This is a genomic window from Gordonia sp. CNJ-863 (assembly GCF_001942325.1).
Lineage (GTDB): Bacteria > Actinomycetota > Actinomycetes > Mycobacteriales > Mycobacteriaceae > Gordonia > Gordonia alkanivorans.
The window spans coordinates 1-13,298 of sequence record NZ_MKKG01000041.1; the positions used below are offsets into that span (position 1 = coordinate 1).

At 56.0% G+C, this 13,298-nt stretch carries 11 protein-coding genes and 2 pseudogenes; all 13 read left to right on the forward strand.

Features of this window, described 5'->3' with window-relative positions:
- A partial coding sequence (locus BJF87_RS18235) for an integrase core domain-containing protein (protein ID WP_139319406.1) occupies window positions 1-174 on the forward strand: 174 nt, incomplete at its 5' end.
- On the forward strand, window positions 141-488 hold the full coding sequence (locus BJF87_RS18240; protein ID WP_396246706.1) for a sugar transferase: 348 nt from the start codon (window positions 141-143) through the stop codon (window positions 486-488). The genes BJF87_RS18235 and BJF87_RS18240, both read left to right, overlap by 34 nt.
- On the forward strand, window positions 489-1,811 hold the full coding sequence (locus tag BJF87_RS18245) for a UDP-glucose/GDP-mannose dehydrogenase family protein (protein WP_075863691.1): 1,323 nt from the start codon (window positions 489-491) through the stop codon (window positions 1,809-1,811).
- A gap of 47 nt (window positions 1,812-1,858) precedes the next feature.
- Entirely contained in the window at window positions 1,859-3,217 is a 1,359-nt protein-coding gene (locus BJF87_RS18250) for a hypothetical protein (protein ID WP_139319545.1), read from the forward strand.
- Window positions 3,210-4,199 (forward strand): glycosyltransferase, encoded by a 990-nt coding sequence (locus BJF87_RS18255; protein ID WP_158037540.1) that lies wholly within the window; start codon window positions 3,210-3,212, stop codon window positions 4,197-4,199. The genes BJF87_RS18250 and BJF87_RS18255 overlap by 8 nt, the downstream gene beginning before the upstream one ends.
- A gap of 284 nt (window positions 4,200-4,483) precedes the next feature.
- Entirely contained in the window at window positions 4,484-5,215 is a 732-nt protein-coding gene (locus tag BJF87_RS25905) for a glycosyltransferase (RefSeq protein ID WP_158037542.1), read from the forward strand.
- Between the two features lie 70 nt (window positions 5,216-5,285).
- A complete protein-coding gene (locus BJF87_RS18265) occupies window positions 5,286-6,521 on the forward strand; it encodes an oligosaccharide flippase family protein (RefSeq protein WP_158037544.1) in 1,236 nt (411 codons plus the stop codon).
- A 38-nt stretch (window positions 6,522-6,559) separates the two neighbouring features.
- The gene (locus BJF87_RS18270) at window positions 6,560-8,608 is read left to right on the forward strand and encodes a polysaccharide pyruvyl transferase family protein (protein WP_075863695.1); all 2,049 of its coding nucleotides are present in this window, start codon (window positions 6,560-6,562) and stop codon (window positions 8,606-8,608) included.
- Window positions 8,609-8,810: 202 nt separating this feature from the next.
- The gene (locus BJF87_RS27230) at window positions 8,811-9,800 is read left to right on the forward strand and encodes a Coenzyme F420 hydrogenase/dehydrogenase, beta subunit C-terminal domain (protein WP_396246707.1); all 990 of its coding nucleotides are present in this window, start codon (window positions 8,811-8,813) and stop codon (window positions 9,798-9,800) included.
- Window positions 9,797-11,158 carry a glycosyltransferase family 39 protein gene (locus BJF87_RS18280; RefSeq protein WP_139319547.1) on the forward strand — a complete coding sequence of 454 codons (1,362 nt, stop codon included), beginning with the start codon at window positions 9,797-9,799 and terminating at the stop codon, window positions 11,156-11,158. Before BJF87_RS27230 ends, BJF87_RS18280 begins: the two co-directional genes overlap by 4 nt.
- An 85-nt stretch (window positions 11,159-11,243) precedes the next feature.
- Window positions 11,244-11,528, forward strand: a pseudogene (locus BJF87_RS27235) (Wzz/FepE/Etk N-terminal domain-containing protein); the annotation flags it as partial.
- 69 nt (window positions 11,529-11,597) lie between these two features.
- A complete protein-coding gene (locus BJF87_RS18285) occupies window positions 11,598-12,677 on the forward strand; it encodes a polysaccharide biosynthesis tyrosine autokinase (RefSeq protein ID WP_158037546.1) in 1,080 nt (359 codons plus the stop codon).
- A 470-nt stretch (window positions 12,678-13,147) separates the two neighbouring features.
- A pseudogene (locus BJF87_RS26895) lies at window positions 13,148-13,298 on the forward strand (ISL3 family transposase); the annotation flags it as partial.

Consider the following 13,298-nt stretch of genomic DNA (forward strand, 5'->3'; position numbering starts at 1 on the left):
CGCGACGAGCTGCTCAACTCCTGGCGCTTTGACTCCCTGCGCGAAGCCCGGGTCATCATCGAAGACTGGAGGATCGACTACAACGCCAACCGACCCCATTCGGCCCACCACGGACTCACCCCCGCCGAGTTCGCCCTACAGTGGACCACGACCCACCAACCTCAAGCCGCATAGCGACTGGACCATCGAATGGGTCCCCCTCAGAGCTGCCACAACTTTTCAACGTCATCGGGGGATCGATGAGTCTTGTTGGTCCCCGTCCTCCATTGCCGGATGAAGTCAAGCAGTACGACGGTCGCGTGGCCCGACGCATGCTCGTCAAACCTGGAATGACTGGACTTTGGCAGGTGTCAGGCCGATCAGACCTGTCTTGGGAGGAATCGGTGCGGCTTGATCTGTCGTACGTCGAGAACTGGTCGATTATGCAAGACGCAACAATCCTTTGGAAGACCGCGCGTGCGGTGATAGCGAAAGACGGCGCATACTAAATGACTGAGCTCAATCCACTCAAAGTTGTTGTATTCGGACTCGGCTACCTAGGTGCTACGCATGCTGCGTGCATGGCGGAACTTGGTCATGAGGTTTTGGGAATAGAGGTTGATCAGTTACGTCGAGAGAAAATCGCGGACGGCCATTTACCATTCTATGAGCCCGGTCTCTCAGAGCTTCTTCGTAAGCACCTTGCAAGCGGAACGCTGCGCGTTTCCGACTCATACGCCGAAGCAGCCGAATGGGGAGAAGTATTCTTTATCGCAGTCGGCACACCACAGAAAAAAGGTGAGTCACGGGCGGATCTACAGTACGTCGATTCTGTAGTAGAGCAAATCGTCCCACTGATGAATCGCGACGCGATAATCCTGGGGAAATCTACTGTCCCAGTGGGCACATGTCGCAGGCTAACAGACCGAATCGACCAACTTGCGAACGATGGGGTGCATGTCGAACTAGCGTGGAACCCAGAGTTCCTGCGTGAGGGGCACGCAATCTCGGACACGCTTCGGCCGGATCGTCTCGTATTGGGATGCGACCCTGGCGGTCGGGCAGAGAAGGTAACCTACCAAGTCTACAGCAGGATTATTGACGAAGGCGTGCCCTTCCTGGTTATGGATACCGCGAGCGCGGAGATCGTAAAAGCTGCGGCTAACTCCTTCCTTGCGACCAAGATTTCATTCATCAACGCCGTCGCAGAGGTATGTGAAGCGTCGGGGGCCGATATCAAGCAGGTTGCGGACGCCATAGGGTACGACGATCGCATCGGTAGCAAGTTTCTTAACGCCGGACTCGGGTTTGGCGGAGGATGCCTGCCTAAGGATATCCGTGCCTTTCAAGCGAGAGCTGGTGAACTGGGTGCCTCCAGTGCCGTCGGATTGCTCCGCGAAGTCGATTTCATAAACATGAACCGTCGCACGAGAATGGTCGAGATCGCGCGGCGGGCCTGCGACGGAAATTTGCTTGGCAAAAGAGTTGCGGTACTGGGCGCATCATTCAAACCTGAATCCGACGATGTGCGGGATTCGCCGGCGCTGAATGTGGCCGGTCAGATGCAGCTACAAGGAGCCTCGGTCGTGGTCTATGACCCTGAAGCGATCGATAACTCCGCAAAAGTATTCCCTACATTGGACTATGCCCCGACGGCGCAGGAAGCATGCGCGGGCGCCGATCTTGTGATGGTTCTAACCGAGTGGAAAGAATTCTCTCGATTGAACCCAACGCAACTAGGAAGCGAGGTCCGCAAGAAGGCAGTAGTTGACGGAAGGATGTGTCTAGACAGGCGCGCTTGGGAATTGGCTGGCTGGAACTATTTATGCTAGTAGACAGACCTGCTATAGCTAGTGCGACCCGCCGAAACTCTCTCTCCGTGCTGTTGGTGGCGGGTGGTTGCACATTGATTGGTGTCGGCGCTGTGGCAGCGCCAACGGCTACGTTCGGTGTGACTGCTCTTGTCTTGCTCACGGCTTTGCTTTGGATGCGCCCACGCCTTTCCCTCATCGCGTGGCTCCTCTCCGTGACTATGGTCCCGTACTGGGTCGGTGTCAGCCAGATAGTGGGCTTTGTACCGCTTGCCGCGGTGCTTGGGGCTACAGCGGTCCTGTCGGCCTACCTTCAGGGGTGGTGGACGCCTCGGACGATCGACTACGCGGTTGCCACCTTTATTGCTGGTGGTTACCTCGCCGTCGCCTTTGGGGGTGCATCGCGCGCTGTCTGGTTGGCGTGGATCACCCACTGGCTCGTCGGGTACTTAGTCGCGCGAGCTGTAGGAGGCTCGTGCGATCGGGACTTCTTGGTTAAGTCCTTTGCTGCCGTAATGAGTCTCGTAGGACTGTTTTCTTCGATTGAGTTCCTGCTGTCCTGGCATCCCTTCGTGTCCTGGTATATGCCAAATCGTTCTTTTGCGTTGTGGCATCCGATTCAACCACGGGGGGAGTTCGAACGATCGGAGTGGGCTTTCGGTCACTCAATTTCTCTCGGAGTGTGCCTGGCAATGGCGTTGCCGTTCGCGCTCTCGATGAAGACATCCGCCTGGGTCAAGACCACCGCCACTCTCGCAATCGCGGCGGGGTGCCTTCTGTCGCTAAGCCGTGCCGGGCTACTGTCCCTATTTGTAACACTAGCTCTATATGTCGTATTTAGCCGCCGAATCGTGGGATGGACGAAAGTTCTGTGCCTAGTTTTCATGGCCGCATTCTCTGTCTCGATCTACGACTTTGTGCAGGCATGGATCGCGGACGAAGCTGATGCTACGGCGAGCACTCAGTATCGGGTCCAAATGTACCGCGAACTAATCGGGAGCATGTCAATTGTCGGGCAATCAGATGCAGCGATTAGTGTTGGAGACCAAATCTACTTTGCGGGCTACAGATCAATCGACAGTGCCTTTCTCTTTATCGGACTAGCCTACGGTTGGCTATTTCCTGTAGTGCTCCTGGCGGGCATCGCGGCAGTTGCTTGTTACATGATCTTTGGCTCGGCGGGTTCGGAGAAAAGGCCGGCCGCGATCGCCATTCTGGGCACGGTCCCCGCCCTATCCACGGTAACCTTTATTACTCAGTATCAAATACTATTTTGGTTTATTGTAGGAATTCTTGTGAACCAGATCCTTGGTGTAGGAAGATCGCCCAACTCCGCTTCGATAGGGCGGTCACGCTTACCCTCAGGTCCCGAGAATGAATATGCCATTGGAATGGCTGAAAGTACGAACGGACGGACCGATGAGTGAACGATCTGCAGTGAAAATCAACAACCCAGGGACAATCGAATTCCTCGCTGGCAAGAAGATTCTCTTTATAGCATCAACTGGCGGTCATCTAGCCCAGCTGGCGCTACTGGCCAAACGGATCAACCCATCGCTGGACTCCCTCTGGGTTACTTTTGAATCTGATCAGTCGCGCAGCGTCCTGTCGAAGTATCGCGTGCGGTATATCGACTACATTCCGCCTAGGGGCTATCGAGAGATGGTTTCGTCTGTAACTGACTTTAACGACATTCTTCGTGAACGATTTGATGCGGTTGTGAGCACCGGTGCAGGCGTCGCGGCCTACCCGCTCATTTCCGCAGCTCGGTTCAAACGAATTCCGACCTTTTATATTGAAAGTGTCTCGAGATTCGATGGTCCATCCCGCACTGGCCGACTGTTGAGGCTCGTGCCTGGAATTCAGTTGCGGACGCAGCACAGTTCTTGGAGCGACTCCCGATGGAAGTTCGAATTCTCTGTCCTCGATATCATATCGGACCATAGTAGCGTGGTTGGCGATTCCAGTGCTCCTCGGTCGATATTCGTCACCCTGGGGACGATCAAGCCATACCGATTCGACCGGTTAATCGACTCCGTACTGGAAGCTATAGCGTCACTGAATCCGCGACCGGATATGACATGGCAAGTCGGCGCCACGTCGCGGGACGATCTTCCAGGACGTGTTTGCGAGCATGTTTCGGCAGAAGAGTTCGATAATCTTGTCTCAAAAGCAGACCTCACCATTACCCATGCCGGAGTTGGAAGCCTACTACGCCTCGTGGAACTGGGAGCGTCGACACTTGTGCTGCCAAGGAAAGCTGCGCTAGGTGAGCATGTAGACGATCACCAGGCGCAGGTAGCGAACTACCTAGCGAATCGGAGGATCGTCTGGTTGCCAGGTTCTGATCGTATTACGCAACAAGACATCGAAGCCGCTAGGCGAATTCGGTTGAAGGTGAATAAGTGATTGTTTCAAAATCTCGAAAACGCTCGGGGTCTGTCCGTTCGTCTGGGGTCGTAGTTTCGTGGATTAGCCACCATGGTCGATCGGTAGATCTGGCTAGTGCTCTCGAAGCGGAACCGATCTTCGTCTACCCGAAGATTCGTCCTACGGTGCTTCGATATCTGCTATCGAGCGTACTGACACTTCGTATTCTTATCGCGAAACATCCAGAATTCGTGGTGTTCATGCAGCCGCCTTTACCGCTTGCGCTTGTGTGCTACCTATACTCACGAATTTGGCGAGTCCCGGTGGCTGTGGACGTGCACAGTGGTGCTGTCAATGATCCTCGCTGGCGCTGGAGCTTCCCGCTTCTTGCAAAACTATTCGAGGACTCGTGTCTGATAGTCACTAACCTTGCTCTTCTTGAGAGCGAGCGGATCGCTGATGCGACTAAGATCATCGTGCTGCACGATATTCTGCCCCGTGGCAGCCAGCCCACGCCACTCGCAAACTCACGTTCGAGCGTGCCCACAATTGTCTTCCCAGCGAGTTACGCCGACGACGAACCAATAACCGAGATTCTAGAAGCTGCGCGTATGCGACCCGACTGGTGCTGGGTTCTGACCGGCAACGCGCCGGAAGAAGTTCGACAACTGGCACCGTCGAATCTTAGGTTCACGGGTTACATCGAACAGTCGGCGTACCTCGAAGTGATTCGATCAGCTGATGTGGTACTAGCTCTCACTCGACGGGAGGCGACCATGCAAAGAGGGGGATATGAAGCGTTAGCCAATTGCCGTCCGATTGTCGCCTCATCAACCCAGGTATTGAAATCCTTCTTCGCTGATTCTGCTCTTTACACCGACAACAGTTCCTCGAGTATCGCATCAGTTGTCGATCAGGCGCTAACTAGTTTACCTAGTCTGTCTTCGGCGGGCCGGCGAATTCTGGAGAAGAACATTGAAAATCAGGAAAGAGCAACTCGAAGTTTGAAGTCATGGCTAATGTGCAACGCTACTGTGATCGATGGTCGTGCCTAATCTGTTACCGGGATCCTTGGCGCGTAGACTGAGGCCTAAGCTGAATATCCTGCGCACCCCGAGTTCACTGATGGTTGGTCGCATCGGTGCATCGATTTTAATGCTCGGCTCAGCGCCGATCATAGCCAGAACGATTGGTCCTGAGGGCCGTGGTGTGACGGCTGCAGCAGTTGCAGTCATCGCGCTGCTTCCTGTCTTTCTCGGCGCAGGTTTGCCGTGGGCGGTGCGCCGTCAGTGCGCGATAGCCGATGATCCGAGATCTGTGGCTCGGACGGCAAGATTTCTCTGCGCTCTTCTGGTCGTTCCTGCGCTGCTGACAGCATTGGTGGTAGATCAGCTCTTGTTCTCGGCCGAGACTGCCGGGGTACGGCTGACGATAGCTCTAGGCGTTGTGAGCGCTCCGGTGATTGTTCACCGGAACAATCTCATCAGTCTCTTCGTCGTCGAGTACAAGTACTTCGAGATCCTCGTCGCTACGTTGTTGCAGCCGGCGGTGTATTTTGTCGGTATCTGTGTCTTGGCGTCGGTCGGTTGGCTCGATGTGCTGGGCGTACTGGCGGGATATAACCTTGGCACACTCGCGACCGTACTCGCAGCTAGTTTCGCCGCCCGCATCGGCTTCAGGGGAATTCGGGTCCCCCGCTGGGGTCTAGTACGTGAGTCAATTAGATCGGCTGGCGCTCAGATAGCGGACGCTTCGTCGCAAAGGCTTGACCAGGTGTTGCTTATGCCGCTAGTCGGCGCCGCGACGCTGGGCCACTACTCCGTGGCAGTGAATTATGGGACTGCACCTACACCGGTCGGCCAAGCTATTGCTGCTTCATACTTCCCTCGAATTGCGCGCAAATCTGACGCGACGTCGGCAGCACTGTCGATTCGAGGAGCCGGTTGCGTAGCCGCCGTCATCGCTCTTGCTGGAGTCTGCGTAGCGCCGATTCTTGTTCCGTTGATTTTTGGCTCCGAGTTCTCAGCCAGCGTATTTCCCGCACAGATCCTCGCTGTTGGCGCGGGTTTCCTAATCGTTTCAGCGTGCGCGTCGTCGGCCCTCTTCGCGTCAGGCCGTGGACTTGCTGTCACGGTTTCGCAGCTAATTGGACTCGTAGTTGGGATAGGTACGATGTATCTCCTCGCGCCGAGCTGGGGTGCTACAGGCGCTGCGTTGGCATCGCTGAGTGGATACGGGGTCTCGTTCATCGCAATGCTGATCCCACTACGTATTCGTCCACTGTCGTTGGTTGGTACGCCCGCCGATGCAAAAGCAGTCTTGGTTGCTGTGCTGGCCAAAGAGAGCCCTGAGAAACTATGAAGGAGTCGAATTCCTTGTCACGAGCACTCCATGTAGTCGTGGTCGCGTTCAACAACACCGACGACGTTATTCGCATTGCGAACCTGGTCTTGGGCAGGGCGAGTTCATCCGTGCTGGTCGTTGACAATTCGACTAACCGAGACGATGCTCGAGCGTTAGCTGACGCTTGTGACCGGATGGCGGAGGTTGTGTACGTGCGGCCCGGCGTCAATATCGGATTCGGGGCCGCCGTGAACTTCGGTGTTGCTCGTTGTCAAGGGGGTCCTGATGATATTCTGTGGATTCTTAATCCCGACACCGACTTTGATCTTAGGGTTGTAGACAGCTTAATTAGCTTGGTGGACGCTTCGGGCTTCGGCGTGATCAGTCCGCGTATCGTCACTGGCAAAGCTAATACCGATTGGTTTGCGGGCGCCAAGCACGACGCGCGACGCGGGATTATCGTTGATCAGAGGCGACGTCCACAATCTGACGACGTCGAAGTAGTCCAGACGGAGTTCATGTGTGGAGCTGCCCCATTGATGACATTGGCCACTTGGCACCGCGTCGGTGGTTTTCGAGACGACTTCTTTATGTACTGGGAGGACGCGGAGTGGTCTCAACGGGCGGCCGACGCAGGGATTCGTATGGGAGTTTCCCTTAGTCACACGATTTGGCACCGTGTAGGTGGTGCAAGCGAGTCGCATGGTGGGAAAAGTGGTCTGTACTACTTCTACATGATGCGGAACAGGATCAAGCTGCATACCGAGTTGTCAGGCATTCGCGGGACATTCTCACTGCCGTTCATAGCAACATCGATTCGGTGGCTTCTCCGATGTGCGCGCGCCAACAGGTTCGACACCGCGAAGTTGATGGCTCTCGCGCGCGGAGTAGTTGCTGGATATATTTGGGCTCTGGCTGACCGTGTATGTAAATCGAAACTTCGCGTTGAACTGGACGATGAATTCGATTCGCCGGTCCTGATTCTTTGGGCAGACTCCCGCTCTCCAAACCTTGGAGTTCGTGTGCTGGCAAGGGGTACCGCTGAACTAATTGGTGGTGTATTGCCTAAGGCGAAGGTCGAGGCCCAGGACTTCAGCGGCGGCGCATTAGGTGTAAATCTTGGACCCCGGACTCTCGCGAAAGACATCTTGAGCGGAGGGCGTCTGTTGCGTCGGCGTCTTCGAAAGTACGAATTGATAATTGATACCGGTGCAGGAGATAGCTTCACGGACATATATGGTCTCCGTCGGCCTTTCATTATGTGGTACGTGCACCGCGTCTGCGTAGCTATGGGTAAGCCGGTTATTCTGTCTCCGCAAACGATTGGTCCATTCGGTAGTCCGGTTTCCAGGATTATTGCACGAAACCGGATTTCGACCTCGGACCTGGTAATTGCGAGAGAGTCAGTCAGCTATCACGTTGCCGCCGGGCTGAGCTCCCGAACTGCGAAGGTTGTTGGAACCGATGTTGTATTCTCTTTGCCTATGCCTTTGCCTCTGGCTCGGACCGAGGTTCATGACGTTCTCTTGAATGTCTCTGGCCTGTTAGTGAACGGGGACAACCATGTCGACGGCGCGGCTCATATACAGGTGCTCGAGACGATAGTGTCTGGTCTCAAGGCACGGGGCCGCCGGGTTGAGCTATTCGCGCATGTTCTTGATTCAGGGAAGAGCGACAATGACGTGTCCGCAATCGAGAAAGTGCAACGATCGTCCACCTTGCTGGGGGACTGCGAAAAAGTTATTCCCGCCGATCTCGAAGAAGCGAGAGGCCACATTGCTTCAAGTAAGTTGGTTGTTGGTGCACGAATGCACGCCTGCTTGAACTCGCTCTCCGTAGGAGTCCCTGCGATCGGTATGGCCTACTCTCGAAAGTTTCATCCTCTGTTTACCTCGTTGGAGTGGCCGTGTCTGGTCGATGCGCGTTTGGCACCGGCCCTTGTGGCTGAGTCGGCACTCGATTACGTGGACCGTATTGCTAATGGAGAGTTCGACTTTCGGTTGAGCGCCGCGCGCGAGCGTGGCTGTGATGGCCTGTCGAGTGCACAAGCTAGTGTCGCGAGGCTTTCAGAAGTAAGGCATAGGAGCGCTAATGATCAGCGATGAGATCAACGCCGTTGTTGAAGCGGGGAACTGCAGCGGATGCGGTGCGTGTGCGCTGCTCAATGGCGCGGTTCAGATGCGTCTAAACGCCCGTGGTTTTCTTCGTCCGGTGGTAACCGATGTTACGGGCGAGAAGACCGGGACAGCCGAGTTTCGTGAGGTGTGTCCAGGCGTATCCGTGGTGCAGACAAATGATGATGGGACGATGGCCGATCCCGTCCTGGGTTCGTATCGAAGTGTGTGGGTTGGTCATGCGACCGATGCGGAGATTCGCTATGCCGGAAGCAGCGCAGGAGTACTAACGGCACTGACACGGTTCATGATTGACGCGGGGATTGCTGATTCCGTTGTAGGTGCGGGTCAATCTAGGGACGAACCAACAGCGACGTCTCCGATTGAGGCTACAACTTATGATGCAGTACTTGGGATGTCGGGTTCAAGGTATGCTCCGGTCGCAATTCTGCCGCTGGTAGACATTACTAATCCGCGTCAGGCTGTCGTTGGTAAGCCGTGCGAAGTTGCCGCTTTGCGAATGCACGAAGCTCGCGCCGACGATACAGCTTCCTCGAATTCCCACTTTCAACGTCCGGTTCTCTCATTCTTCTGTGCGGGTGTCCCAAGCATGCGTGCGACCGAACGCGCGATTGAGCGGCTCGGAGTTCGGCCTGAACAGGTCCAGTCCTTGCGTTACCGAGGAATGGGGTGGCCGGGTCGGTTCACTGTGACATCGTTTGCAGGAGAGTCTAAGTCGATGTCGTATGAAGAGTCTTGGGGCGATATTCTCGGAAAGGACGTGCAGGACCGTTGCAAGATTTGTCCCGACGGCACTGGATCATTCGCGGACGTTTCCGTTGGGGATTTCTGGCGATCAGACGCTAATGGTTACCCAGCTTTCAACGAGTCGGATGGCATCAGCGTAGTTATTGTACGAACTCCATTGGGCGAGCGACTTGTCGCAGAGGCCGTGGAGGCCGGGGTTATCGCACTAGAGCCAGGCGATGCGGATGCGGTGAAAGCTGTACAGCCGCTGCAAGTCAAGCGAGCGCACACGCTTTGGGGGCGGCTTTTGGGCCGGCGACTAGCTAGAGTCCCAGTTCCGAGATATCAGATGCCAGGCGTCGAGGGTTTCCAATGGCGTTCCTCGGTACCCAAGTTGCGTGCAGCGCTCGGTATGTGGAGACGGAGTAGGAGGTGAAGGTCGGACCGCGCTCAGGCAGTTACCGACTGCCGGCGATTCTTCCTGACCACTCGGGAGGATCTGACCGCGAGCACTTCCGGTTTATGGGCAACCTGTGGTTCCCGGCGCGTATGTTCGCACTCTTTGCCGCCTTTCCGCTGGCCGCTGCAGCGGTGGGAGGATTAAACGCTTCGAAGGTGGCAGGGTATCGCGATCAGCAAGCCTTTCATATTCCATCGATCGAAGCTATCGCCGCCAATTTTTCATTTTCTACCCTCGACAGTCTTCCAACGGCGACCACGCCACTGTTGCACACTATTGGTGCGATCTTCGTCGCCTTCTTCGGTCTACCCCCCGAGTGGGTATCTATCATCGCGGCTGCGTGTTCGGGAGCTCTCCTGGTGGCGATTGTTGTCACCGTTCGACCGTTGGTAGGTGAGCGCTTTGCATATATCGCTGTTCTCCCTTTGGTTTTTTCTCCTTACTTCTTGCAGGCGGCGCTTTGGTTCAATACCGATTCCGTGGCGGTATTGCTGGCCCTGCTAGCTCTGCTGGTATTGAATAAAGATCAGGAGCCGTTGTCCCTGTACCGTCCCGTAATCGCCGGTCTGCTAGCGCTGGCGGCCGTGCTTGTGCGACAGAGTTCGGTCTGGGTACTTCCAGTACTTGTCGTCATAGTGGTTCTTTCCGGGAGGGGCCAGAGTTGTCGCACGCTGCTCTTGCGTGTTTTTCTGGCTCTGTTTCCCGCCGTAATCGGTTTGTCGATTTTTGTCGCCCTATGGGGTGGGCTCACTGCACCGCTTGCGAATGAGTTCAATAACTCGGGACGAAGTATAGCTGCAGTCCCGTACGCGATCATTATCTTCGGTCTCATCTTCACGCCCCTTCTCGTAGCGCTACCCCCGAGAGATGGCGGCCCACTCGAGCGTAAGGTGCAGATTGCTTCCGCATTAGTCGGATTGGGTTTAGGCGCGGCTTGGATGAGCGTGCCTAGTGCGGAGTCAGGTCGCCATGGCGGGATGTTGTGGACCGTAGTCGGGCAAGGTTTGGATTTCGCAGATCGGTCGGTAGTGTTCGTTCTTTTCGTCGGCTTAGCGTCGGTCGGTTTAGTCAACGTGCTTTCGAGGCTCACATTGATCGATTCATTGGCTGTCGCGACGGGACTCGTGTCTGTCGGCGTTGTGGTAGCGGCGGGGTCGCAGGTTTTCCAGCGTTATGTTGAATTGCCGGCGCTTGCGCTTCTCGCTTTCGTTTTGGTGGGTTTGAAGATGCGAAATACGCTCGCTCGGATTTGGCCCATCTATCTACTTGTGGCTTGCCAGGCGACGTTAGTCTCGGCCATAGTTGTGCTGCCGACTATGGGGAGCGTGTCTTAAACTGGTGGCATCAGCGTGGAATCCGGGTCTTGCACTCTGCAACTAATTACTATCGTCGTGTTCCCCTCTAGGAGAGGCTCAATTCGTGAATAATTCGGTACGAGACCGTGTCGGAGACGCGCTCCCGATCAGTACGGTCCTGCGAGGGTTACGGGACAGTTGGTGGGTGGTAGTCCTTGCGAGCCTTGTCTGCGGCCTTGTGGCATGGGTGGCGTGTATGTTCGAAACACCTGCCTATCAAGCGCGCAGCACTCTTTACGTTACGTCAGCGGTTGAGTCCTCTGTTCAGTCTGCGTACCAGGGAACTCTTGCCTCTCAACAGCGAATTGATTCCTACGCGAAGCTTGCGACATCCGAATCCGTTCTCGCGGATGCTAGCCAGCGTTTGGGAGGGGGACTGTCTGCAGAGGATCTCCGTTCCACAATCAAGACCAGGCCTGTGCCTGAGACTGTGTTGCTAGAGGTGTCGGCTACTGCTACCGACCCTGTGAGTGCAATGCGTGCTGCAAATGCAGTTTCAGAAGCGCTGAGTGATGCTGTGTCGTCGCTTGAGAGGCCGTCAGCGAGTGCACCTCCGCTCGCAAAGGTCACGGTTGTCACCTCCGCCGAAGCGAGCGCGAAGCCAGTGAGTCCGCGGATTCTTAGAACCGTACTCCTAGCGATGTTCTGTGGCGCAGTTCTGGGAACGGTAGCTGCCTATATCTACTATCGGGTGCGGAACACGATCGATTGGGTAGAGGGAGTTAGTGAAGTTTCGGGGAAGCCGGTCTTGGGCGACATTCCACTCGATGACTCCCTTCCTGCAAACGGCGCACTTGACTTCAATGCTGGTGCAAGCGAATCCGCAGAAGCTTTCAGGAAACTGCGTACCAACCTAGGTTTCAGTAACATTGACGGCTCATCGCGGGTTATTTTGATAACTAGTCCGTCGCAAGCCGACGGCAAGACGACGACCGCCATCAACCTTGCTGCCGCCGTGGCTGAATCCGGCAAGCGGGTGGTTCTTGTGGACACGGATCTGCGGCGGCCTTCGGTGGCAAGGCGCTTCGGTGCCATCGAAGGGATCGGGCTCACTGACTATCTGAGAGGTAGTTTGTCAGTAGTCGATGTTACGCAGACTGTGGGAATCGATGGATTGGACATACTTGGCAGTGGCCCACTTCCCCCAAATCCTGCAGAGTTGCTGGAAAGTCACCGGACGCGAGAGTGCTTTCTTGAGTTGGCGGAAATTTACGATTATGTGATCGTTGATTCGCCGCCGATTCTTCCTGTAACCGATGCAATGGTCGCTGCTCAATGGGCGGACGGTGTCGTTGTTGTAGTGAGGGCCGGCAAGACTCGTCGGTCGGCTCTTGAGACAGTTCTTGCTCAGCTGCAGGTCGGTAGTAGGACTGTGTTCGGCGTAGTGCTGAATGGTGTCGAGGCGTCGCGACGGCAATACCGTTACTACTACGGCGCCGGGACGGGTGGAGTAGACGTCGATGGTGTCGGGTCAAGGGTTTCGTCTAAGGCGCTGTAAACGATTCGCGGCTTGGGGCCGGTACGCTGTGGACCGTCAGTTGGTCTCGAGCTCGCAGCTTTCTTGCTCCAACGTTCACGTATCGATCCGAACCGTCCGGGTACGCAACGACTGCGACAGTTATTGCTGGAAGTAGCGCTCGGGTTCGGGACATCTCGTGCTAGCTGATGATGGTAGGCATTCACGCCGCTCGCCGCGCGCTCCCTGCAAGGGGCGCGGGGCGAGCGGCTTCTGCGAAATTGGTGATCATCTTCTGATAAGGCTTTCGGTTGCTCAGCCAGGCCCCGAAGAATATGCCACCTCGACTCAGCGGCATATTGGCTCTTCCTGATTGACGGTGCGTAGAACGGGTTCTACCGGGCACAAGATGTAGGTCGGGTTCGGCGGCGGCGAGCCGGGGATGCGGGCGGGTCCTGTGGTGTGAAGATGAAAGCCCCTACACCTCATCACTCACACCGACAGGACCCTCGTTGCAGCGTAGCGCCATTGCCGACACGATTTGCCGCACGATCGAACTCGGGGTGACGATCACCGATGCCGCTCTCGACGGCGAGGATCGCACACACCTGTTCTGCGAGGTCTTGGCCCCGAAGAGTAGCTGCCCGAGGTGCGAGCGGGCGG